At 34.0% G+C, this 23,450-nt stretch carries 19 protein-coding genes; 9 read left to right on the forward strand and 10 right to left on the reverse strand.

Annotated elements, in window-relative coordinates; all coding sequences use genetic code 11:
- Nucleotide 1: 1 nt before the first annotated feature.
- The 7 genes from JOD96_RS09140 to JOD96_RS09170 form a co-directional block, all read right to left on the reverse strand.
- Nucleotides 2-1,750, reverse strand: a complete 1,749-nt coding sequence (locus JOD96_RS09140; RefSeq protein ID WP_209563976.1) for a BatD family protein — start codon at nt 1,748-1,750, stop codon at nt 2-4.
- 36 nt (nt 1,751-1,786) lie between these two features.
- A complete protein-coding gene (locus tag JOD96_RS09145) occupies nt 1,787-2,551 on the reverse strand; it encodes a tetratricopeptide repeat protein (protein WP_209563977.1) in 765 nt (254 codons plus the stop codon).
- A gap of 131 nt (nt 2,552-2,682) precedes the next feature.
- Nucleotides 2,683-3,717 (reverse strand): vWA domain-containing protein, encoded by a 1,035-nt coding sequence (locus tag JOD96_RS09150; protein ID WP_209563978.1) that lies wholly within the window; start codon nt 3,715-3,717, stop codon nt 2,683-2,685.
- 129 nt (nt 3,718-3,846) lie between these two features.
- Nucleotides 3,847-4,848, reverse strand: a complete 1,002-nt coding sequence (locus JOD96_RS09155) for a vWA domain-containing protein (protein WP_209563979.1) — start codon at nt 4,846-4,848, stop codon at nt 3,847-3,849.
- The gene (locus JOD96_RS09160; protein WP_209563980.1) at nt 4,848-6,476 is read right to left on the reverse strand and encodes a hypothetical protein; all 1,629 of its coding nucleotides are present in this window, start codon (nt 6,474-6,476) and stop codon (nt 4,848-4,850) included. Before JOD96_RS09160 ends, JOD96_RS09155 begins: the two co-directional genes overlap by 1 nt.
- Nucleotides 6,477-6,624: 148 nt before the next feature.
- Nucleotides 6,625-7,488 carry a DUF58 domain-containing protein gene (locus tag JOD96_RS09165; protein ID WP_209563981.1) on the reverse strand — a complete coding sequence of 288 codons (864 nt, stop codon included), beginning with the start codon at nt 7,486-7,488 and terminating at the stop codon, nt 6,625-6,627.
- Nucleotides 7,489-7,568: 80 nt separating this feature from the next.
- Nucleotides 7,569-8,573, reverse strand: a complete 1,005-nt coding sequence (locus JOD96_RS09170) for an AAA family ATPase (RefSeq protein ID WP_115887541.1) — start codon at nt 8,571-8,573, stop codon at nt 7,569-7,571.
- Between the two features lie 223 nt (nt 8,574-8,796).
- Between JOD96_RS09170 and JOD96_RS09175 the strand changes: the two genes are divergently transcribed.
- On the forward strand, nt 8,797-9,672 hold the full coding sequence (locus JOD96_RS09175) for an aldo/keto reductase family oxidoreductase (RefSeq protein WP_209563982.1): 876 nt from the start codon (nt 8,797-8,799) through the stop codon (nt 9,670-9,672).
- Between the two features lie 77 nt (nt 9,673-9,749).
- Here JOD96_RS09175 and JOD96_RS09180 read toward each other — a convergent pair whose 3' ends face one another.
- Entirely contained in the window at nt 9,750-10,556 is an 807-nt protein-coding gene (locus JOD96_RS09180) for a DUF4382 domain-containing protein (protein ID WP_209563983.1), read from the reverse strand.
- Between the two features lie 140 nt (nt 10,557-10,696).
- Here JOD96_RS09180 and JOD96_RS09185 point away from each other — a divergent pair, with 140 nt between their 5' ends.
- Together JOD96_RS09185 and JOD96_RS09190 are read left to right on the forward strand one after the other, a co-directional pair.
- On the forward strand, nt 10,697-11,452 hold the full coding sequence (locus JOD96_RS09185; protein ID WP_209563984.1) for an SDR family NAD(P)-dependent oxidoreductase: 756 nt from the start codon (nt 10,697-10,699) through the stop codon (nt 11,450-11,452).
- 96 nt (nt 11,453-11,548) lie between these two features.
- On the forward strand, nt 11,549-12,700 hold the full coding sequence (locus JOD96_RS09190; protein WP_209563985.1) for an ATP-binding protein: 1,152 nt from the start codon (nt 11,549-11,551) through the stop codon (nt 12,698-12,700).
- Between the two features lie 12 nt (nt 12,701-12,712).
- Here the strand turns inward: JOD96_RS09190 and JOD96_RS09195 are convergent, their stop codons facing one another.
- Nucleotides 12,713-13,456, reverse strand: coding sequence for a DUF3298 and DUF4163 domain-containing protein (locus JOD96_RS09195; protein ID WP_209563986.1), 744 nt, complete (start codon nt 13,454-13,456; stop codon nt 12,713-12,715).
- Nucleotides 13,457-13,561: 105 nt separating this feature from the next.
- On the opposite strand from JOD96_RS09195, the gene JOD96_RS09200 reads away from it, so the two are divergent.
- Nucleotides 13,562-14,704: a cystathionine gamma-synthase gene (locus tag JOD96_RS09200; RefSeq protein WP_209563987.1), complete on the forward strand. Its 1,143-nt coding sequence runs from the start codon at nt 13,562-13,564 to the stop codon at nt 14,702-14,704.
- 81 nt (nt 14,705-14,785) lie between these two features.
- On the opposite strand, the gene JOD96_RS09205 is transcribed toward JOD96_RS09200, so the two are convergent.
- The gene (locus JOD96_RS09205; protein WP_209563988.1) at nt 14,786-15,577 is read right to left on the reverse strand and encodes a THC0290_0291 family protein; all 792 of its coding nucleotides are present in this window, start codon (nt 15,575-15,577) and stop codon (nt 14,786-14,788) included.
- A gap of 323 nt (nt 15,578-15,900) precedes the next feature.
- Here JOD96_RS09205 and gdhA point away from each other — a divergent pair, with 323 nt between their 5' ends.
- The 5 genes from gdhA (at nt 15,901) to JOD96_RS09230 (ending at nt 23,431) form a co-directional block, all read left to right on the forward strand.
- On the forward strand, nt 15,901-17,244 hold the full coding sequence (gene gdhA, locus JOD96_RS09210; protein ID WP_209563989.1) for an NADP-specific glutamate dehydrogenase: 1,344 nt from the start codon (nt 15,901-15,903) through the stop codon (nt 17,242-17,244).
- A 181-nt stretch (nt 17,245-17,425) separates the two neighbouring features.
- On the forward strand, nt 17,426-19,696 hold the full coding sequence (locus JOD96_RS09215; RefSeq protein ID WP_209563990.1) for a T9SS type A sorting domain-containing protein: 2,271 nt from the start codon (nt 17,426-17,428) through the stop codon (nt 19,694-19,696).
- 22 nt (nt 19,697-19,718) lie between these two features.
- On the forward strand, nt 19,719-20,747 hold the full coding sequence (locus JOD96_RS09220; RefSeq protein ID WP_209563991.1) for an acyltransferase family protein: 1,029 nt from the start codon (nt 19,719-19,721) through the stop codon (nt 20,745-20,747).
- Nucleotides 20,744-21,457: a DNA repair protein RecO gene (gene recO / locus JOD96_RS09225; RefSeq protein WP_209563992.1), complete on the forward strand. Its 714-nt coding sequence runs from the start codon at nt 20,744-20,746 to the stop codon at nt 21,455-21,457. The genes JOD96_RS09220 and recO overlap by 4 nt, the downstream gene beginning before the upstream one ends.
- 81 nt (nt 21,458-21,538) lie before the next feature.
- Entirely contained in the window at nt 21,539-23,431 is a 1,893-nt protein-coding gene (locus JOD96_RS09230) for a PQQ-binding-like beta-propeller repeat protein (protein WP_209563993.1), read from the forward strand.
- The last annotated feature ends 19 nt before the right edge of the window (nt 23,432-23,450 follow it).

A 23,450-nucleotide genomic window follows, 5' to 3' on the forward strand; every position in this document is an offset into this window, starting at 1 on the left:
TTTAAACAATTTGTTTTTCTAATTCAGAAATAATTACAACAGCTTTATCATAATCCTGCTGAATAGATGCGCTTGATGCCGGAGCATATCGGGCAAATTCACAGTTTTCTGTCAGCGTAATAAAACTTTGTACAGCTTCCGGATTTGCGTTTCTTGATAAAAGTAATTCCCTGATGTTATCTTTACTCATTTCTGAGGTTTCAATATGTAATTTTGCTTTTAGGAAATTATGCATTGCTTTTTCCAGCGCGATATAAAACGGTTCTTTGTTATTAAGTTGTTTCCTGGCTTCAGATAAATATTTCTTAGCCAATTTGTTGTTCATTTTAATTCTATTACCGGTTACATCACTATCTATTGCTTCTTTTTTCTTTTTGGCCAAAATAATTATTGGCAGAATAATAAAGGGTGCAAACAATAAGGCATAATAAAGGTTAGAGCCGTAAAAATCGTTTTTCTCAATACTTACCAGTGTTGTTTTTAACTTAACGTATTTGAATTGTTCTGTCTTTGAAATCACATTTTTAGATGCAGTTGCTGTGGTATTAGCTTCAGCCTGCATTGGGCCATCCAGAACATCTATCATAATTTCCTGAGATGTAATGGTTTTATAAGAACCTGTATTTAAATCAAAATAAGAAAACTGCATTGGCTTAATAGCATACTTTCCTTTATATTGCGGAATGATGGTGTATTTATCTGAAATTCTTCCGGACATTCCTGCCAGTGAAGTCGTTACTTTTTCATCATGAACCGGATCGTACATTTCCAGTGCATTTGGTACAACAGGTTTTGGTAAAGTAAATAATTTCATGTTTCCGGCTCCTGTCGCACTTACGATCAGGTCAAGACTCTCACCATTTTTCAGCGTTGTTTTTGTTGGTGTTACTGTAAAAGTAAATTTTCCAACAGCACCGCTAAAACCTTCCGGTTTACTTGCTTCTGGCAGTGGTCTTACATTAATAGTTTTAGCTCCTGCAGAAACAATTTTATTGTCATCAGAAAGTATCATCTGACCAAACATATCACGACGATTTGTTGGCAATTGAACGCCAATATCTAAAGAAAGCGGTTCAATAGTGAGTCTTCCTGATTTCTGTGGATATAAAATAGTCTTTTTCAGGACCACATAATAACACCTTTGACCCTGATAGCTTCCTTCTTCAATAGTCAATTGTTTAATGTCAATATTCTGGTTCCAGAAATCATTGTATTTTGGTTTTGCCAATTCTTTAAAACCGGTAACACCAATATTATTGAAATACAATTTATAAACTACTGTAATAGGTTCGTTTAGGTACGGATTGGTTTTAGAAATTTCCGCAACCAGATTAAGCGTTTCGCTTCCAGACCCCTGAGGTCTGTCATTAGGATCTCTTTCCTGTGCAACAGCATTTGTAACAACGATTTTTATTGGCGAGGTTTTGTAAATCTGGCCATTAAATTCAATCGATGCCTGTTTAATAGTAACCGTTCCTTTTTGAGCCGGCTGTAAAATATAGGAATATATTTTTTGAAAAGAGCTTCTCCCGTTTATCCAGGATTGGCTTACCTGCTGGCTAGGCCCGGCTACAACTCTGAATCCGTCAAATGAAGGCTGGTCAAAATTGTCTCCATCAACATTCATGATAAAGTCAATTCTAAGTCTTTCATTTAACCCAAGCGTGTTTTTGCTTACTCTGGCTTCAAATTGTACTTGAGCCAAAAGCCCCTGAAAAGTGAATAGTAATAAAATTAAATATCTTTTCATTAATTGTTTAATCGTTTTTAAAGGTTTAACTAAAAACTACCAGTCTTTTTCTGTTTTTCTAGGATTTCCTTTTACTTTTTGAGCGTTAACTTTATCTTGAATTTTCTTTTCCTCGTTATTTACGGCATCTAATAAATTTTGGACACGATCTTTTGATATTCCGCCAGGTATTGGCTTTGGCTGTCCGTTATTGTCTGATTTATTATCTTTCTTCGGATCATTTTTACCATCTTTCTGATCCTTGTCCTTATCGCCTTTGTCGTCTTTTTTATCTTGATCTTTATCCTTGTTTTTATCTTTGTCCTTGTCCTTGTCTTTATTTTTATCCTTGTCCTTATCTTTATTTTTGTCTTTGTTTTTATCGTTTTTCGGCGGATTCTCTTTTAGTTTTTGTTTTGCGTAAGCATAATTGTAACGAGTTTCATCATCTGTAGGATCATTACGCAATGCTTGTTTGTAAGCTTCAACTGCCTGCGTATAATCTTTCTCTTTCATAAAAACATTTCCAAGATTGTGGTAAGCCTTATGCTTATCAGGTCTTGTTTTTGCATTTTTTATTGCTTTGGCGTAAGCAAGTTTAGCCTCCGAAGCCTGATTTTGTCTGTAAATCGTATTTCCTAAATTATAAGAGGCAATACCGCGGTTTGGAAATTTAGATTCTGAAATTCTGTAATTTGCCTCAGCATCAACAAATTTATTCTGCTTATATTCTTCATTGGCATCAGGCAATGTCTTGTCTTTCTCCTGGGCAGAAACCGCAAAAGAAACCGTTAGTAAAATATAAAGAAGTAAATTTTTCATTCTAATTTTTTATGTTTTTTATTTGCCACGAATTGTGTTAATTATCACTAATTAGCTAATTGTGTCTGAATTTTGCGAATACTTATTAATAATTTTATTCGTGTAAATTCGTGTAATTAGTGGCAACTTTATTATTTCTTTTCGTTAAATAAATTCAATTCTTTGATCCAGTTTGTTTTTCTTTCTAAAAGGAAAATATCTAAAAACAACAGTAAAAAAGCAAAGCCAATAAACCATTGAAACTGTGATTGAAAATCGGCCATTTGTGTTGCTTCAAACTCTGTTTTCTGAATGTTGTTCAGTGCATTTTTTACATATTCTAAAACTTCTTTGGTATTGCCGCCGTATATATAACCACCTTTAGTAGCCTTTGCAATAGCTTTTAATCCGTCCTGATTTAGTTTTGTAATTACTGTTTCACCGTTTTGATCTTTTTGATAATTTTTTACAACACCATTTTCTTTTAACGGAATTGTAGCTCCTTTTTCAGTTCCAACCCCTATAGTAATGATTTTCATTCCCAATTTATTGGCTTCTTCCGCAGCTGCAGGAGCACCTTCAGAGTGATCTTCTCCGTCTGAAATCAGAATTAATAATTTACTGGTTTTGCTTTTTTCATCAAAATAAGTAGAAGACAACCTGATCGCTTCGTCAAGCGAAGTTCCCTGTGAAGAAACCATATCCGGAGTCATACTTTGAAGAAACATTTTGGCAACACTATAATCTGTAGTAATTGGCAAAACAGGAAAAGCACTGCCTGCATAAGCAACAATTCCGATTCTGTCGCTTCCTAAATTATTAATGATTTGCGAAACCAATTGCTTACTTTTATCTAAACGGCTTGGTGCCACATCTTCGGCAAGCATACTTTTAGAAACGTCAACAGCAAAAACGATATCTATACCTTCGCGTTTTACGGTTTCCATTTTAGTCCCAATTTTAGGGTTTACTAACCCGATAATTAAACAGGCAAGGGCAAGAAGAATTACCGATAATTTTAATACAGGTTTAAAAACAGAACGTTCAGGGCTCAGTCTTTTAACCATTTCGATATCACCAAATTCACGTTGCTTTTTTCTTTTCCAATACATATTGAAAAGGAAAATACACACCAAAATCGGGAGTAAGAATAAAAGGTAAAAATATTTTTTTTCGTCTAATTCCATATAATTTTTAAAATTCCAATCCCGATCGTTACGGGGGATAAATTCCAAATTCCACTTTTTTGTTTGTCTTCAATTTTTAAATCCAATTCAAATTGGAATTTTAAAATTGAATTTTTTTGATTTGAAAAATCAAATGAAGCTTCTGTAAACCGTATTTCTTAAACCAACTTCTAACAATAGTAAAAAGGCTGCCAATAAAACAAAACCTCTGTATTTTTCGTCGTAATCATAGAATTTTAATTCCTGAATTTCAGTTGTTTCTAATTTATTGATGGCGTTATAAATCTGAGCCAGCCTGTCATTACTCGTCGCTCTAAAATAGGTTCCTTCGGTTTTACGGGCGATACTTTTCATTAATTGTTCGTCAATTTCAACCTTCTGCATTTTAAATAAAAAACCTCCGTTTGGAGCGTATGCATAGGGAGAAGGGGCCATTCCGTTGGTTCCAATTCCAATTGTATATACTTTTATGCCGTATTGTTTTGCAATATCTGCAGCCGTTTCCGGCTCAATAAAACCGGCATTGTTAACACCGTCTGTCATCAGGATGATTACACGGCTTTTTGCTTTACTGTCTTTAAGGCGGTTTACAGCTGTTGCCAGTCCCATTCCGATTCCTGTTCCGTCCTGCAAAGCGGTGTCATATTTAACGTCTTTTATAGCCTCAAGCATGATGGCTTTATCACTGGTAACAGGCGTTTTTGTATAAGCTTCAGAAGCATACAAAACCAATCCTATTCTGTCATTTGGTCTTTCTTCAACAAAATCGGCTGCTACTCTTTTTAAAGCTTCCATACGGTTTGGCTTCAAATCTTTTGCCAGCATACTTCCCGAAACGTCTATTGCCATAACAATGTCAATTCCCTTTGTCGTTTTTGTCTGATTGCTGATGTCTACAGTCCTTGGCCTTGCCAGTGCAATGATTAAAGATGACAAAGCAATAACCCTGAAAACATATAAACAAGGTTTTAGTTTTACAAGCAGCGATTCACTATTCTTAAAACCCTGAGTAGAACTCATTTTTAAGGTAGCCGACTGTTGGTTGCGTTTTAGTAAAAACCAAATGATTGCAATTGGAATTAACAGAAACAACCAAAAAAATTCCGGATTTAAAAAAGTTATTTTACTCATTAGTTATTAGCTTTTCTAAGTTCAACAGAATTTAAAACTCGGGTTGTGATATCATTTGCATAAGTGTCACCTTCTTCATGCAGGATTATGATTTGTTGTAATCCCTGATCTTGTTTAAAAAGCAGAATTTCATAATAAGCCTTTTTACTTGTTTTATCTACAGGATTTAAGACTGTCATTGTTCCGTAGCCTTTTAGCCCCTGAACACCTTCGTTAGTTTGAAAATCTTCCTGTTTTACAATTAAATTTTGCCCGCCCTGAACTTCAATAACTTTTAATGAACCTTCTAATGCTTTTGCTAAATCTATTTCAACAGGATTTTTGAATTTACTGGTAGAAACTGCGATATAAAAATCGTCAATCATACTTCCGTACACAAAAAGCTGCATTTCCTTAATCAAAGCCATAGTTTCTTTTGGCAGTACTTTTTGAGTATCCATACGTTTCAATACTTTTGGTGTTTCAATTAGAACACCGGGGTTTCCGTACTCACTTTTAACCCATTCTCCTTCCAATAATTCTTTAGTAGGATGACCAATAAGATTGTCTTTTACGTAGTTGAAACCTTTAGTAATGACAAAGAAAGTTGTAGTTCCCAATAATAAAAGGAAAACAGTTCCAACCGCAATTGCAATACGTTTGTTGCGTTTTTTTAGTAATTGAAGTTTGATTTGTTTTTGTCTTTGTGCTTCATTCAGCAATTCGTCTTCTTCGTTAGGAACTTCTGCCGGAATTGCGTTATCAAACGTTAAGATTACTTTCTGAATTTTATTTCTGTCTTCGGTAATTTCGAAATCCAAAGGTTTGGATTTTGCAAATTTCACTAAATCCGCCTGACGCAAAACACGCTCTAAATTCTCCACAATTTCTGGAGTAAGTGCCATTTTCTTTTTGGCAGAAGCAGTTCTGATTGCCTGAATTAATTCAGAAGTAGTACTTTCCATTGCTGGAATATGAATAGCTTCTTCGATATAATTTCTTGCAATATCAGTCAATTCACTATAATATTCTTTTATCTCACCTTTTTGCCAAAGTTCTTTTTGTTCCAGATTGTTCAACAAACTTGTTGCTTTTTCAATAGGCGTCTTGTAAACTTCTTCTTCGATTTTTTTCTTCTGATTTTTTTTAACAAGCCAGTAAACAAAAATACCTATAGCGATTATCAGAACTATAGCTAAAACGTATATCCACCAATTGCCCGCACCGCTTTCAACAGTCGTAATGTCTTTAATGTCATACATTTTCTGTTGTAAGGTGTCTACTTTTATATTGGTAACTTCAACTGTAACAAAATCGGATAAAAAAGGTTTTTTGTCAATCAAAATTTTAACCGGCGGAATTGTATATCTTCCTGAATCAAATTGAGTTAAACCATATTTTTTGATAAGTTCATAAGTGTCGTTTTTCTTAACCGTATCAACCGGGTAAGATTGAATAACTTCTAATGAGCCAATGGTTTTTGGATTGGGAAAAACTACCTTAGATTTTGAGCTTACAACCGTTTTAAGCGTTAACTTAAATTCGGCTCCAATTTTATTTTTTGTTGTATCAATGCTTGTCTCCACTGGTTTTTGTGAAAAAACAGCAGAAGAAAGTAAAAATAAAAATATGTAAAACTTTAATTTCATTTGATTTTTTTGATTTCAGATTTTATTCTAAAATGAATACTTAAATATGAACAGATGATATCTAAGCGGGTTTATTTGGGTAAAGCAGAAATCTTAAATTTTGATTTAAAAAAAATCTAAACTCTGAATCTGCAATCTAAATTTGTTCTTATCTCGATTTAAAATAACCTAATAATTTAGTAACGTAATTTTCATCAACCCTCGTATTTACGACGCCTGCTCCGGATTTACTAAAAGTTTCCTTGAAATAATTTACTCTTTCCTGATAATGTTTTTCGTAATTTAATCGTACTGTTTTTGAGCCCGTATCTACTAATTGTGTTTTTCCGGTTTCAGCATCAAGCATCGTTACCATTCCTAAATTTGGAATTTTTTCTTCGCGAATGTCATACACGCGAACACCTGTAAGATCATGCTTTTTAGAAGCAATTTTCAGTGTTTGTTCATAATTCTCAGACATAAAATCTGAAATCATAAAAACAATAGCTTTTTTCTTTTGTGTTCCCGATAAAAACTTCAAAGCCTGACCAATATCAGTTTTTTGGCTTTTAGGCTCAAACTCAATCAATTCTCGGATGATTCTCAAAACGTGAGAACGGCCTTTTTTTGGCGGAATGTATAATTCGACATTATCCGAAAATAATATCAAACCAATTTTGTCATTATTCTGTGTAGCCGAAAAAGCCATTGTTGCCGCAATTTCGGTTACAATGTCTTTTTTAAACTGGCTTTTTGAACCAAAACTTTCAGAACCCGAAATATCAACCATTAAAACCATGGTCAACTCGCGTTCTTCCTCAAAAACTTTTACATGAGCTTCATTGTAGCGTGCCGTCACATTCCAATCGATATTACGAATATCATCACCATATTGGTATTGGCGCACTTCGCTAAATGTCATACCCCGCCCTTTAAAAGAAGAATGATATTCTCCGGAAAAGATATGATTGCTCAGTCTTTTGGTTTTGATTTCTATTTTTCGTACTTTTTTTAAAAGCTCTTTTGTATCCATTTGATTTGTTTAAAGTTTAAAGTTTAAAAGTTTCAAGTTTGCTTTACAACAACCTGAAACTTGAAACTTGAAACAAATTTTTAAGGTACTTCAATCTCGTTTACAATTTTGTTGATGATGTCTACAGAAGTAATATTTTCGGCTTCAGCCTCATAGGTTATCCCGATTCTATGACGTAAAACATCATGTACAACTGCACGGACATCTTCTGGAATTACATATCCACGACGTTTGATGAAAGCGTAACATTTTGCAGCATTTGCTAAATTGATACTTCCACGTGGTGATGCTCCAAAACTAATAAGAGGTTTTAAGTCTGCAAGTTTGTATTTTTCCGGATAACGGGTAGCAAAGATGATATCTAAGATATATTTTTCAATTTTTTCGTCCATATAAACTTCGCGAACCGCTTCCTGCGCACGCAAAATTTGTTCTACAGAAACAACCGGATTTACTTTTTCGTAACTTCCTTTCAGGTTTTGACGAATTACAAAACGCTCTTCATCAATTTTTGGGTAATCAATAACCGTTTTTAACATAAAACGATCGACCTGAGCTTCAGGAAGCTGGTATGTACCTTCCTGCTCAACCGGGTTTTGTGTTGCCAAAACTAAAAACGGACGGTCTAACTTGAATGTAGTGTCACCAATCGTAACTTGTTTTTCCTGCATCGCCTCCAAAAGTGCAGATTGTACTTTTGCAGGAGCACGGTTTATCTCATCGGCAAGTACGAAGTTGGCAAAAACCGGCCCTTTTTTTATAGAGAATTCATTTGCCTTGATGTTGTAGATCATTGTTCCTATAACATCGGCAGGTAATAAATCTGGTGTAAACTGAATACGGCTGAAAGAACCCTGTACCGCCTGTGATAAAGTATTTATGGCTAAAGTTTTGGCCAGTCCAGGAACTCCTTCCAATAAGATGTGTCCTTGTCCCAAAAGCCCGATTAATAAACGTTCGACCATGTGTTTCTGGCCCACAATAACTTTGTTCATTTCCATTGTAAGAAGGTCTATAAAAGCGCTTTCTCTCTCAATTTTTTCATTTATCGCTCTAATGTCTAAAGTCGTTGTATTTTCTTCCATATAAATATTTTTAAAACCTTTTTGAAACGTTGATTTTTAAGCCAAACTTTTGAGAGTGCAAATTGAATATTTTTTGAGAAGTAAGATGTTAAAGAATGGTTAAAACTTCGACCAATGACCTAATTTTAAGGACGAATTGGGAATCTATTTTTATATTTTTAAGAACTTTGGTGATTATGTTTTACAAAAGCATAATTAATACCAAAAATAACATAATACAACCATGAGCAAAACAACATTATCGCCAATAATTTCGGGCACTATGAATTGGGGTGTATGGGATAAAAATCTTACACCAAAAGAAATGGAACACACGATACAAGTCTGTATCGAAAATAAAATCACCACTTTTGACCACGCCGATATTTACGGATCTTATACCACAGAAGCAGATTTTGGAAAAGCATTTCACGCCAGTAAAATTGATCGCGAAAAACTACAATTAATTACCAAGTGCGGCATTCAGATGATTGCTGAAAAACGTCCGGAAAACAAAATCAAACATTATGAATATTCTAAGGAATATATAGTCTGGTCTGTTGAAGAATCATTAAAAAAATTAAAAACAGATTATGTTGATGTTTTTTTATTGCACAGGCCAAGTCCGTTGATGCAGGCAGATGAAATTGCAGAAGCGGTTGAAAAATTAAAATCAGAAGGAAAAATTATTGATTTTGGACTTTCTAATTTTACCAGCTCACAAACAGAATTAATTCGAAGCAAAACAGAAGTAAGTTACAATCAGGTACAATTTTCGGCAACCCACTTTGAACCAATGGTAGACGGAAGTTTAGATTATATGCAGACACATAACATCAGGCCATTGTCATGGAATCCGCTTGGGACTGTTTTTAGAGAAGATACTAAGAAAACACGCCGACTGAAAAAACTGCTTTCGGCTCTGGTTGAAAAATATCATTTAGGCTCAGATACACTTTTGCTTTCCTGGATTTTAAAGCATCCGGCCAAAGTTATCCCTATTGCCGGAACAGTTAATATTGCCAGAATTCAGTCTTTAATGAAAGCGGTAGAATTAGAAATGGATAAAGAAGACTGGTTTACTGTCTGGACAGAAAGCATGGGCGACGATGTGCCTTAATAATTTTAAATTAATAATGAAAAAACAGCTATACTACAAAATAGAATAGCTGTTTTTTTTATGGTTAATTGTTTTATTTATTGTAAAACGAGAGTGTTCATGTTTGAGATTTGTCCATTAACAACGACTACATTAGGAACTACCAAAGCTGGCAATTCTGAACTTGCAGCTGGTGTAATTGTTACAGAATAAGTTCCTGCCGGTATACCGTTTAGCTGAAATGCCCCCGACTCATTTGTATAAGCAGACACAGTTGTGTCTCCAACCTGAACTGATACTACAGACTGGAAAGTGAAAGGAGTTATAATTCCTTTAATTATCCCCGATGTTGCGTTTGTAGACACTCTGATTACCGGATGTAAATTGAAGCCGCCAGAATTACCTGCCTCTACAACAACAGAATGTTCTACATCAAAATCTAATAAAAAATCATAAGTTGCACCAGCTGTCAATGTTTGATTGACTTTTAATTTTAATCCTGATTGTTGGGCACTTGGTGTTTTTAGCGGATATGTTACACCATCTTTAACAACAGTATTATGCTCGCCAAGAATTAATCTAATTTGGCCCAAATTTCCTGAAGGCACTTCGTTATCTGCCAAAAGTACATTTACACCACCGGTTAAATCAAGTAAGTTGTATATTCCCGGTTTAATATTTCCTATACTAACCCATCCTTCTTCATTTGTATCTGCATTGCTTTTAATCTTAACGTCTAAAACTTCAACGTTTACCTCATCATAATCACCAGGTGCATCCGTCATTCTTACACTAATTTTGGAAGTTTGAGAATCATTATCGTCACTGTTATTGCAACTTGTTACCAATACACATAATGAGAACATTAAAAGAAACATTCTTAAATTGAGATTTACTTTTTTCATATCTTTCTAGTTTAAAAATTAGTAAATTAATAACGCAGATTAAATTCAAAATAGTATGATAAAAATGTATTTTTGAAAAATATTAATCAAATATTAAGCGAAAAATTTGATTATTTATTGAAATAATTAGTTTAAAAATCATGAAAAAAACAGTTTTAATTACTGGAGCAACAAGCGGAATCGGAAAAGCCACGGCCCAAATATTTGCCCAAAACAATTTTAAAGTTATTATCTGCGGAAGAAGGTCAGACCGTCTTACCGAACTCAAGAAAGAACTTTCTGCTTTTACAGAAGTGCATACGCTGTGTTTTGATGTTCGTGATAAACAGGGAGTTTTTGAAGGGATTAATTCTTTGCCTGAAGAATTTTCAGATATTGATGTTTTGATAAATAATGCAGGAAATGCACATGGTTTAGACCCTGTTCAGACAGGAGATTTAGAAGACTGGGATGCGATGATTGACATTAATGTAAAAGGACTTTTGTATGTTTCTAAAGCCATTATTCCGAAGATGACTGCAAAAGAGTCCGGACATATTATTAATATTGGTTCAACAGCCGCGAAGGAAGTTTATCCGAATGGAAATGTATATTGCGGAACCAAACATGCTGTAGATGCGATCACTGCCGGAATGCGAATAGACTTGAATCCGTTTGGTATTCGCGTAGGCGCAATTCATCCGGGAATGGTGGAAACAGAGTTTAGTGAAGTCCGTTTTAAAGGTGATGCAGACAGAGCATCAAATGTTTACAAAGGGTTTGATCCATTACAGGCAGAAGATATTGCAGATATTATTCATTTTGTGGTGACCAGGCCTTATCATGTAAATATTGCTGATTTGGTCGTGATGAGTACGGCACAGGCATCATCTACGATTGTCAAGAAAAATTTATAATTATTTATAATGCTCGCAATGTCACTAATTTTCAAAGTGTTTTGCGAGTTTTTTATTTAAATTTAAAAATTAGAAATAAAATAATCAAAAGTCCAAATGATCAACAAACGTCTTTTAATCAAAAACTTACTTGCCCATAACGACGAGAGTAGTTTTTATGATAAAAAAAGACAGTTGAATCTACACACCCGGGAGGGAAAAGGAAAATTCCTGAAACACATTTGTGCATTGTCAAATTCAAATCCGACGAATAATTCGTATATCGTTGTTGGAGTAGAAGATCAGGATAACGAAATTGTTGGAGATGATTTCTTTGATGATAGCCGGATTCAGAATCTGGTTAATGCCTTCTTAGAAAATCCCCCTAAAATTCAGTACGAAAATGTTCCTTTTCCGAATCTTCCAAAAGACAAAGTAATCGGATTGGTTACCATAAAACCCAAAAACAAAATATCATATTTCAAAAAAGGCATTCATACTATTCCCGCGAATAGTGTTTTTGTAAGACGTGGCAGTAACTCTATTCCGGTTGAAGGTGAATTTGAAAAAAATTATCAGAATACCGAAACTGTTATAGGTATTGAAAACAGTTCCCGAAACAGTATTCAGTATACACTTGACGGCGTTATTGATTTTATGAATTTCCGTCACAAGGATATGTCGCCAAAATACAATGTATTCAAAGAATTATTTGTGATTTGCTGGGCAGGAGTTCCTAAAAAGTCAAGAGATAAAACCTTTTTGTCCCGTGTTGATATTGAATTAATTAATGAACAAATTAAGCTTTTTTATTCGGCTCAGGATGTTGTCACTATTACATACGATGATGATAGTTTTATAATAACAGAATATGTTCCGCTTGGATTAAATGATAAGACGAGTTATTATCCTCTTGAGGAGCAAACGATTCGTTTTTTTGATAATGGTTATTATAAAATTGACCGTAAAATGCTTTTTCAGCCCCCGGAGTTTAATAAAAGAATGTTGTTTCATATTTACAATTCAAATATAGCCTTACTCCAAAAACTGCAGAAAGGGTTCGCGCTTACTGAACGCGAAATGACAGATCTGGAAAATCTTCCCTCTACTTTTATGATTTGTTATCTGAATGGGTTTGATGATGCCAAACAAAAATTAATCGATTCTAAGTTACTTTTGAAGCCTTTTGGGCAAGTATATTTATCATTTAAGGAAGCATTGCGTATTTTGAGAAAAATGAAATATGATTTTCAGGAAAGTACAAAGTAGAAGAGCAAAAGGTTACTGATACAATAAATATTGACTGATTTTATCATAAGGAAATAAAATTTCTTTTGCGCCGTCAGCGTATGAAGCAGCTTCGTATGCGTTGTAATATAAAAGCAGCCCTTCATCTGTATAAAAAATATTTTGAGGCAATTGAAATTTATCATTTTCAAACATTAATCCGGTGGCATTTATGTTTGCTTTTTCAGGAATATTATATTTTGCCCTGAATTCTCTTTCGGCGAAAGCCTTAAAATCTTTTGGATTCTTAAAGATCTGATCATTAAAAATTATTTTCCCCGTTTTCGGGTTAAATAACAAAGAACGGAAACCCTGATAACCGTGAGCACCTCCGGTAAAGGTGTAATGGTCTATTTTTATATTTAAAATCTGATCCGATTGAAATTCTACATTTCCGGTAATTTTGGCTTCCCACCCAAAAGTTTCACCCGGAAAATTTGTATGCATTTCTTCATATGAAGCAATAAATGATGACACCAGCACATTGTAATCAGTTGATTTTAACGGTTTCTCTCCAAAATAAACAATGTCTTTTACCACAGAAAAGATTTTTTTATTGATGCTGTCAGCTATAAGCCCTTTTTGTTTTGCTATAGGGATGTCAATAGAAATTTCAGGACAATCTTTATCACAGCCTAAAGAGGTTTTTTTATTAAATGTTTCATTCTCAAACGAAAGCTCTTTGTTGCAGCTTACAAATGCTAAAAATAAAGAGAATAAAAATATATATAGTTTCATGTCTGAAGTGTTAATTATATTAAAATGTGAGGTATAAGGGCAGGAAAAATAAATTAAACGGTAAATTTGTAATCTAAAATTACGATTTTTAAAATATAAAACAATATGAAATTCGATACAAAAGTAATACATGGCGGTCAGCATCATGATCCAAGTACAGGAGCAGTGATGCCTCCGGTATATCAAACTTCAACTTATGTTCAGACAAGCCCAGGGCAGCCTTTGGGTGATTATGAATATAGCCGTGCATCAAATCCTACGCGTACAGCTTTAGAAAATGCTTTGGCTAGTATTGAAAACGGTACTCGCGGACTGGCTTTTTCTTCTGGTTTGGCAGCAACAGATTGTATCTTGAGATCTTTTAAAGCCGGAGATGAAGTAATTGCAATGGATGATTTATACGGAGGAACATATAGAATGTTTTCAAGAGTTTATAAAGATTCAGGGATTAAATTTCATTTTGTTGATATGACCGATATCGCCAAATTGAAATCATTAATTAATGAAAATACAAAATTAATCTGGGTTGAAACTCCAACCAACCCGTTAATGAAACTTGCCGATATACAGGAAATTGCAAAAATTACTAAAGAGCATAAAATTTGGCTTGCTGTAGATAATACTTTTGCAACGCCTTATTTGCAAAAACCTTTGGACTTGGGCGCAGATATTGTCATGCATTCTGCCACAAAATATTTAGGAGGACATTCTGATGTTATTGCAGGCGCCTTAATTGTAAAAGATGAAGCTTTGGGAGAACAATTGCATTTTCAGCAATTTGCAACAGGAGCAACACTTGGGCCAATGGATAGTTTTTTGGTTTTGAGAGGAATTAAAACACTTTCGTTGAGAGTTCAGAGACATTGTGAAAATGGGGAAAAAGTGGTTGATTTTTTACTGAATCACCCCAAAATAAAAACAGTTTATTATCCTGGATTGCCAAATCATCCTTTTCATGAAATTGCTAAGAAACAAATGAAATCTTTTGGAGGAATGGTATCTTTTACTTTTGTTTCAGGGAAAAAAGAAGATTCAATTGCTTTTTTAGAAAAACTAAAAGTTTTTACTTTGGCAGAATCTTTGGGAGGAGTAGAGTCTCTTGCAAATCATCCTGCTTTGATGACACACGCCTCTATTCCTGCAGATAAAAGAGCCGAAGTTGGTATTACCGATGACTTAGTCCGATTGAGTGTAGGTATTGAAGATGCTGAAGATTTAATAGCCGACTTAGAACAGGCATTAGCATAAAATCAAATCCCAGAATAAAAAAAATCCCAAATTCCAATCTTAATCATTTTGGAATTCGGGATTTTTTATTTTAATATCTTTTTAAAATTCTAAATACATAATGTATCCTAAGTTGAACCAAACTTGTGAATCGTTTGATTTATTTTCTTTGTAAATCTTTTTGTTTGGATTTAAACCATCAACCCAGTCAGAATTAAATCCCTGATAACGAATATCAAACATTAAATCGCTCATTTCGGTTAGTTTGTAGTGAACTCCAACACCTGTAACTACAGATAATACAACTCCGTTTTCGTTTGAGAAGCCGTGTGCACGACCGTCAGATGGAGTAAGGTATTTTGGAAAAGTTGTTTCCGTAAGCCCTAATGGTCCTAATTGTGATTCTGCTTTTGTTGAGTAATAACTTGCTTGAAATCCTAAGCTTACATAAGGACTAAAACTACCAACAGAGTTTTCAAAATCGTGAATTTTGATAAAAGAAAATTCTAATTGAGATCCGAAGTTTACTAAAGTCGTTTTTCCGTTCATTGCCCTTAGGTGTCGGACAACTCCTTTTTGTTTTTCTCTGTCAACCCATTCCCCAAAATGATGCAAATTGATTTTGTTGAATGACAGTTCTGATCTAACTTTAAAGTGTTCTGTAAAGAAACTTTCTCTGTTATTATTGGCAGAAAAGTTAATAAAGTGAACTAGTCCTACACCGAAACCTGTGTTTTTGACATTGTTGTTCATGTCGTGGCGTTCACCATAATCAGACTGAAAAGATACGGGACCGAATATTATTCCTACTTCGTGTGCTAAGTCTGATTGGGCAGACATTGTTGTAGCGAATCCTAAAAAGGCGAATAATGTGAGTGCTATAGGTTTAAACATGAGTTTGGGCTTTCAAATCTTGGCAAATATATAAAAAACATATACGATTCAAAATTTAAAATTAAGCTATTAGAAAATAAGTATCAAAATACTTAATTTGTTAACTTTAATTCGGTTGTTTATATGTTATATCAGAAGTGTAAAATACTATTTTTCCGATTGTTTGAAAAATATACAAATCGGTCAGGAAAACGAAAAAAAATAACATTCGATTATCATTTTACTATATCTTTGTGTGTCAAAACGAAAACGTTTTCTTAAACGTGTTTTCTGAGTTAAGGGAGTGAAAATAAAATAATTTACTAGAATAATTTATTTAAAAAATGGAACAAAAAATAAATGAATTTATGGCTCTTGTTGAGTCAAAAAATCCAAACGAGCCAGAATTTCTTCAAGCCGTTAGAGAATTTGCAGAAACGGTAATTCCATTTATTGCAGAAAGAAAAAAGTATGATGGAAAAAACTTACTTCTTAGAATTGCTGAGCCAGAGCGTTCAATAATTTTTAGAGTTCCATGGGTAGATGATAAAGGAGAAATAATTGTAAACAGAGGTTTTAGAATTCAAATGAACTCTGCGATAGGACCTTACAAAGGCGGAATTAGATTTCACCACACAGTAAATTTATCTGTATTGAAATTTTTGGCTTTTGAGCAGGTTTTTAAAAATAGTCTTACAACACTTCCTATGGGAGGTGGAAAAGGAGGTTCTGATTTTGACCCGGAAGGAAAATCTGATGGCGAAATAATGCGTTTCTGCCAGTCGTTCATGACAGAATTATGCCGTCATATCGGACCGGACTTAGACGTTCCTGCCGGAGATATTGGTGTGGGTGCCAGAGAGATTGGTTATTTATTCGGTCAGTACAAAAGAATCAGAAATGAATTTACAGGAGTTTTAACCGGTAAAGGTTTGGCTTATGGAGGTTCATTAATTCGTCCTGAAGCTACAGGATACGGAGTAGTATATTTTACAGATCAAATGCTGCGCACAATCGGGCATGAGATTAAAGGTAAAAGAGTTGCGATTTCCGGTTTTGGAAATGTTGCCTGGGGAGTTGCTTTAAAAATCAATGAACTTGGTGGTAAATTAGTTACTATTTCAGGACCTGATGGGTATATTTATGATGAAGAAGGAATTTCTGGCGAAAAAATCGATTATATGGTCGAAATGAGAGCAACCGGAGACAACAGAGCAGAAAGATATTTAGAGAAATACCCAAATGCTGTTTTTCATAAAGGAAAAAGCCCTTGGGAAGTAAAAGTTGATATTGCTATTCCTTGTGCTACTCAAAATGAGTTGAACGGAGAAGATGCTAAAAAACTAATTGATAATGGAGTATTATGTGTAACCGAAGCTGCAAATATGCCTTCTACATTAGACGCCATTAAACTTTTCTTAGATAATAAAGTATTGTTTGCTCCCGGAAAAGCGGCAAACGCCGGAGGGGTTGCAGCATCAGGATTAGAAATGACCCAAAACTCAATTCGTCTTAACTGGACAAGTGAAGAAGTGGATTTGAGATTAAAAGATATTATGGTTGGAATCCATAACCAATGTAAAAAATACGGTGCAGATGAAGATGGATATGTAAACTACGTTAAAGGAGCTAATATAGCCGGATTCGTTAAAGTTGCAGACGCTATGCTTGCTCAGGGTGTAGTATAATCTTTTTGCAAAACAATAAAAAGAGCCTTCATTCATCTTGAATAGAAGGCTTTTTTATTCTTGTACATTAAGGAGGAGAAGAGAATTTTGTGTATTCAGGTCAGAATTTTATCGAATTATTTCAGAAGAAAATTCAAATACTGGCGTTTGTAGTATATTTGTCTATCTGAACATATTTATAATGAAGAAAAGGGTTTTCTATATTTTGTTTTTATTACTGACGCAATTCAGTTTTGCTCAGAATGGATTGTCCTGGCAGGGATATTTTTCTTTTAACGAAATAAAAGACATTTCAGAAAGTCCTACAACTGTTTTTGCCGCTTCAGAAAATGCATTGTTTTCTAAAAATACCGCTACCAATCTCTTAAAAACAACGACAACTATCGAGGGGCTTTCGGGACAGACCATTTCTGCCATCTATCACAGTGAAACTGCCAAAAAAACCTTAGTCGGTTATGAGAATGGTTTATTGATAGTTATTAATGAAAGTGATGGAAGTTTGGTAAAAAAAGTAGATATCATCAATAAACAGTTAGCTCCAAATCTCAAAAAAATTAATCATTTTATGGAGTATAATGATTTGGTTTATGTTTCCTGTGATTTTGGAATTGTACAATTTAATCTAAAAACATCACAATTTGGCGATACTTATTTTATAGGAGATAATGGTGCAGAAATCAGTGTAAAACAAACCGCATTTTTTAACGGATTTATTTACGCCGCCACTTCAAACGGAATCAGAAGAGCAGACATTACCAATGCTAATTTAATAGATTTCAACCAATGGATTCAGGTAAATTCCGGGGATTGGTCAAGTGTAGAAACGCTCGATACAGAATTAATAGCCATAAACTCATCCGGTTATATTCATCGATATAATTCAAATACATTTATTGGCCTTTTGCAGCTTCCGCAGCCTTCAACAGATATGCGGGCAAGAAATCATAGCCTATTGGTGACCACTCCAAATACGATTTTCATCTATACCAATCAGATGGTTCTAAGCCGCCAAATTAGTAATACCCAGGTTCTCAATGATCAATTGAGTTTTACAAGCACAACAGCAATTGGTGATTTAATTTTTATTGGTACAAAAGAAAATGGAATGTTTTCTTCAAGCCTTGCCTCAGTTTCTACATTTAAGAATAGCACGCCAAGCGGACCTATCCGAAATAGTGTCTTTGCACTTCAGGCCACAACAAATTCGCTTTGGACAGTTTTTGGAGATTATTCAGGAGTATACAATCCCTATCCAAAAGATAGTTACGGGATAAGTAAATTTAGTCAGTCACAATGGACAAATATTCCTTATGAAGAAGTTTTGGGAGCAAAATCTTTAGTACGTATTGCTGTGGATCCCAACAATGAAAATAAAGTTTATATAGGTTCTTATGATGCAGGTTTGCTAAAAGTAGAAAATAATGTTCCGACGTATCTGTATGGTACAGAAAATAGCCAGTTAGATGCTGTTCCAAATACAAGCGATGTCTGGGTAAACGGAACTGTATTTGACAATGCCGGAAATTTATGGATGAATAATAGTTTGGTAGATAACGGTCTAAAAGTGCTTAAGCCAAATGGCGACTGGGTTGTTTATCCGACAAAACCAATAATAAGCAATGTAGCAAGTTGTCCTTTTGGCAGAATGTCTATTGATAAAAACGGAACAAAATGGATGGCAACCTTTAACAACGGTATCGTAGGCTTTAATGAAAAAGGAAATCTTTTAAAAAAAATCACATTGGGTACAGATACCGGTAATCTTCCCTCTATAGATGCACGTGTAGCAACACCGGACAATAATAATCAGCTTTGGATAGGAACTACAAAAGGATTAAGGATTTTATCTAATGTGAATACTTTCTTAACAGATGGCCAACTGACCACAAAATCAATTATTATCCTTGAAGATGGCCTGGCCCAGGAATTATTATATGAACAATTTATCACAGACATTGTTGTAGACGGAGCAAATAACAAATGGATTGCAACAGCAGATTCGGGTGTGTTTTTAGTTTCTCCGGATGGACAGGAAACCAAATATCATTTTACAATAAACAATTCGCCACTGCCAAGTAATACTATAAACGATATTGATATCAATAGCGCAACAGGAGAAGTTTTTATCGCGACAGACAAAGGATTGATTTCATTTAAAGGAACATCTACTGCGGCAAATGATGATTTAAATAATGTATATGTATATCCAAATCCGGTACGTCCCAATTATGGCGGAACTGTAAAAGTTGCAGGTTTAATCGATAAGGCTAATATAAAAATTACAGACATAGAAGGAAACCTTGTGTATGAAACGACTTCGCAAGGCGGAACAATAGAATGGGATACAACAGCTTTTGGGAGATATAAAGTAGCATCAGGAGTTTACATGATTTTTATTTCGGCTCAGGATGGAGGCGAAACAAAAGTTAAAAAAGTAATGATTATTAGGTAATGTGACACTTGTCAGTTCGACTATGAATAATAAAAATTGTTTTGACTTTTTAAGGTTCTTTTTTGCTGCAAATATTCTGTTGGCACATATTAGTGAACTTTCCCAAAACAAAAGCCTTTATTTTTTGTCTAATTTCTCTAATGCAATTATAGGCATCAAGGGTTTTTTTATTATTAGTGGTTTTCTGGTTGCAAAGAGTTATGCCAATACTTCTTCTCTAAAAACATATTTTATTAAAAGAGCCAAAAGAATTTTGCCAGCGTATGTAGTTGTTATTCTGCTGTCGGTTTTTGTTTTTGCTTATTTTAGTACTTACAGCTTTTCAGAATATTTTTCAGCATCAGCTACATACAAATATTTAGGCTGGAATTTAATTTTTATGAATTTTATGCAGCCCTGCTTGCCGGGCCTGTTTGAAAATAATCTGATTTGTGCCGTAAACGGAGCCTTATGGACTTTAAAAATTGAAGAAGGTTTTTATCTTATTTTGCCGTTGATATTTTATGTTATCAGAAAAACAAAAAAAATATCTTTGGTTCTTATCAGTCTTTATGTTTTGTCGTTATTATATTGGTTTGTAATGGATTATTTTAACAAACCTGTTTTGGCTAAGCAGCTTCCGGGATACCTTTCGTATTTTGTAACCGGAATTTTTCTCTTTTTGAATTTTGAGTTTATAATGCTGCATAAAATCAAGCTTTTCTTTTTATCTATTTTGTTTTTAGGGGCATATTATCTTTCAGTTCCTTATGCAAACTTATTTTATCCGGCAGCTTTTGGAACAATTGTGATCATCTTTGCGTATAATTTTAGATGGTTTAATAATTTCGGCAAGTATGGAGATTTTACTTATGGCCTTTATATTTACCATTTTCCGGTTATTCAGCTTTTCAGGCAATATAACTTATTCGAAAAATATAATCCTTTTATTATGGGTGCAGCTGTGATTTTGGTTTCGCTGCTTTTTGCAGTTTTATCGTGGTTTATAGTTGAAAAACGTTTTCTGGACAGATTTAAAGAAAATAAAGCAATACAAATTCCGGCTGTATGATAGTCAAAACAAAAGCAATCGTAATTTCATCCTTAAAATTTCAGGAAAAAAGCCTGATCGTAAAATGTTTTACGCTTTCAAACGGCCTGAAATCTTATTTCGTCCGTGATGCTTTTTCAAGCCGAAAAGCAAGCCAGAAAATTGCTTATTTTCAGCCATTATCCATTCTGGAGATAGAAGCAGTTCATAAAAACAAGGGGACTTTAGAAAATTTCAAGGAAATAAAAACCGCCGTTCCTTTTCAGAGTATTCATACCGATATTATAAAAAGTACAATGGTAATGTTTCTGTCAGAAATGCTTCATTATTCAATTCAGGAAGAAGAAAAAAACGAATCACTTTTTATCTTTCTGGAGACCGCTTTGACATGGCTGGACCATCATGACGATATTTCTAATTTTCATTTAATACTTCTTTTAGAAATTACAAAATATTTAGGGTTCTACCCGGACACAACGGAAATAGATCTGCCTTATTTTGAAATAAACAATGGTGTTTTTTCTCTTTTTCAGGGTTTTAATACACTTACAGACCACGAAACAAAACTCTTTAAAAAACTCATTGATTTGAAATTTGATAATAATCAGAAAGTATTTCACGTAATCGAAAGACAGATTTTGTTAAAAATATTAATAGATTATTATGCTTCTCATTTAGAGGGGTTTAAGAAGCCTAAATCCTTAGATGTTTTGAAAGAAATATTTTCTTAAATAGAATATAATTTCTATATATTCGCAGACAAATATTTTAATCAAAATATACCAATTTACCAATTCAAAACAAAATTTACTATGAAGAAATTTACTTTTTCTATTATTTTGATTCTTGTAGTTTGTATTTCGGCATTTTCTCAAAGAAAATATGACGAGATTGTAACTACTGAGAATAATGTACAGGACCTCGTACAAAACGAAATCACAGGGGTTGTAGTTTTTAAGGAAGGCGGAACTGTAAAAGGTTTGGACCCTGAAACTAAAAAAGTTGTATGGACTTTAACCAAAGATGATTTTGGAGCAACATCAGCAGGAGATATCCTGAGCGATCCTGACTTTGGAAAAGTCTTCAAAGATAAAAGCGCTTTAACAAGTGTTCCGGGAAGTCCTTATGTTGAGGCTTATATCAATAACAAATACATTATCATCAATACAGATTCAGGAAAAATTGTTTACAATTCATCTAAAGAATCTTTTTGGGTAACACAATCAGATTTTATTCCAGAAACAGACGAGTATTTACTTACTTTGAAAAAAGATGGCGACATGGCAATTGCTTTGTTGGATATGAAAACTGGACAATTAAAATGGAATACAACAGTAGATAAAGCAAAATCATTATTTAGTTTTTCTTTCAAAGAATCTGCAAATACAAATATTGCTACAGTACACGGATCTGTTATTTACTATTTACTTTACGGAAAATTGTATTCGTTTGACAGAGCCTCAGGAAAATTAAACTGGAAAGGAGAAGAAGATTATTCAAAATTCTTTTTAACTCAAAATGACAAAAATATTGTTGTGGTTAATAATGCCGGAACTTTTTCTACAAAACAATATTTAAATGTATTAAATACTGAAACCGGAAAAAGTATCTGGAAAGAATCTATCAAAACAAAAAGAGTTGTTTATCTGGAAGACTGGGGATCAAAAATATTAGTGGCACACTATAGCGGCTTTAATTTTTATGATTTAACCTCAGGAGAAAAAATCTGGAAAAAAGACGCTCGTGGTGATGGTTTGAAAAGAGTTATTCCGATTGAGCAGGATTTCTTATACGTTGCTGAAAACGAAATGATGCTGATTAATAAAGACGGAGAAAAACTTTGGAAAAAATTCATCGAAATTTCTGATGATAAAGAAGATCCAATTTATTATTTAGGAAAAGTTGGAGAAAAAGTAATGTATCTTACAGGTACTTACGGAAACATGGTAGACTATAAATCAGGAGTTAAACTTTGGAAACGTAACATTCAGTTTGATAAAGACCGTCCTGTATTGCCTGCTTATGATGAAGCTACTAATTCTTATGTAGTATATAATGATGAAAAATTATACAAATTTGATCCAAGCATTAGCGATAAGCCAGAGCCGTTTGCAAAAGTAAATATCAAGAAAGAAAAAGAATTAAACAGTATAGAACAATTTCCTTGGGGAGTTGTGCTTTCAGGTCCTGTTGAAGTAATGGGTGTTAATTTGGACGGAACAATTAAATACCACCGTATTTATTCTCAACCAGGAGAAGGTACAAGACGTCTTCTAAAAAGTGCAGCAATTGCAGGAAGTATTGGTTTAGGAGTTGGTTCAGCAGTTAGTTCAGTAAAAGGAGCAGAAATAACAATGACTTACCGTGACTCAGAAGGTAAAATGAGAACTTCGGTTGTCAAAGATGCAGACAAGACAAATCAGGATCAGGCAAAAGCTTATGCAGCAGGATCTGCGGCTCTTGGAATTGTAGCAGCTAAATTTAACTCTCGTTTTAAAGCAATGAAACAAAACAGAGACTACTCTTATATTTTTGCAAAAGCAGATACAGGAGAAAAAGTTTTAGTGAAAGTAAGCAAAGTTGATGGAGTTGAGGTTGATAAAATTATTTTCAACAACAACCAGCCAGTTTATGAAATTGACCCGGCAACTCAGAATATCTTTTATGTTTCTGACAAGTCAATTCAGATTTTCAACAAAAAGTAAAAAATAAAAAATCTCAGGG

The sequence above is a fragment of the Flavobacterium sp. 1355 genome (assembly GCF_017833415.1).
GTDB lineage: Bacteria > Bacteroidota > Bacteroidia > Flavobacteriales > Flavobacteriaceae > Flavobacterium.

Bases quoted from the DNA above. Each gene is read 5' to 3' on its own strand.
- JOD96_RS09140 (WP_209563976.1), bottom strand. From the start codon at position 1,750: ATGAAAAGATATTTAATTTTATTACTATTCACTTTTCAGGGGCTTTTG.
- JOD96_RS09145 (WP_209563977.1), bottom strand. From the start codon at position 2,551: ATGAAAAATTTACTTCTTTATATTTTACTAACGGTTTCTTTTGCGGTT.
- JOD96_RS09150 (WP_209563978.1), bottom strand. From the start codon at position 3,717: ATGGAATTAGACGAAAAAAAATATTTTTACCTTTTATTCTTACTCCCG.
- JOD96_RS09155 (WP_209563979.1), bottom strand. From the start codon at position 4,848: ATGAGTAAAATAACTTTTTTAAATCCGGAATTTTTTTGGTTGTTTCTG.
- JOD96_RS09160 (WP_209563980.1), bottom strand. From the start codon at position 6,476: ATGAAATTAAAGTTTTACATATTTTTATTTTTACTTTCTTCTGCTGTT.
- JOD96_RS09165 (WP_209563981.1), bottom strand. From the start codon at position 7,488: ATGGATACAAAAGAGCTTTTAAAAAAAGTACGAAAAATAGAAATCAAA.
- JOD96_RS09170 (WP_115887541.1), bottom strand. From the start codon at position 8,573: ATGGAAGAAAATACAACGACTTTAGACATTAGAGCGATAAATGAAAAA.
- JOD96_RS09175 (WP_209563982.1), top strand. From the start codon at position 8,797: ATGAGCAAAACAACATTATCGCCAATAATTTCGGGCACTATGAATTGG.
- JOD96_RS09180 (WP_209563983.1), bottom strand. From the start codon at position 10,556: ATGAAAAAAGTAAATCTCAATTTAAGAATGTTTCTTTTAATGTTCTCA.
- JOD96_RS09185 (WP_209563984.1), top strand. From the start codon at position 10,697: ATGAAAAAAACAGTTTTAATTACTGGAGCAACAAGCGGAATCGGAAAA.
- JOD96_RS09190 (WP_209563985.1), top strand. From the start codon at position 11,549: ATGATCAACAAACGTCTTTTAATCAAAAACTTACTTGCCCATAACGAC.
- JOD96_RS09195 (WP_209563986.1), bottom strand. From the start codon at position 13,456: ATGAAACTATATATATTTTTATTCTCTTTATTTTTAGCATTTGTAAGC.
- JOD96_RS09200 (WP_209563987.1), top strand. From the start codon at position 13,562: ATGAAATTCGATACAAAAGTAATACATGGCGGTCAGCATCATGATCCA.
- JOD96_RS09205 (WP_209563988.1), bottom strand. From the start codon at position 15,577: ATGTTTAAACCTATAGCACTCACATTATTCGCCTTTTTAGGATTCGCT.
- gdhA (WP_209563989.1), top strand. From the start codon at position 15,901: ATGGAACAAAAAATAAATGAATTTATGGCTCTTGTTGAGTCAAAAAAT.
- JOD96_RS09215 (WP_209563990.1), top strand. From the start codon at position 17,426: ATGAAGAAAAGGGTTTTCTATATTTTGTTTTTATTACTGACGCAATTC.
- JOD96_RS09220 (WP_209563991.1), top strand. From the start codon at position 19,719: ATGAATAATAAAAATTGTTTTGACTTTTTAAGGTTCTTTTTTGCTGCA.
- recO (WP_209563992.1), top strand. From the start codon at position 20,744: ATGATAGTCAAAACAAAAGCAATCGTAATTTCATCCTTAAAATTTCAG.
- JOD96_RS09230 (WP_209563993.1), top strand. From the start codon at position 21,539: ATGAAGAAATTTACTTTTTCTATTATTTTGATTCTTGTAGTTTGTATT.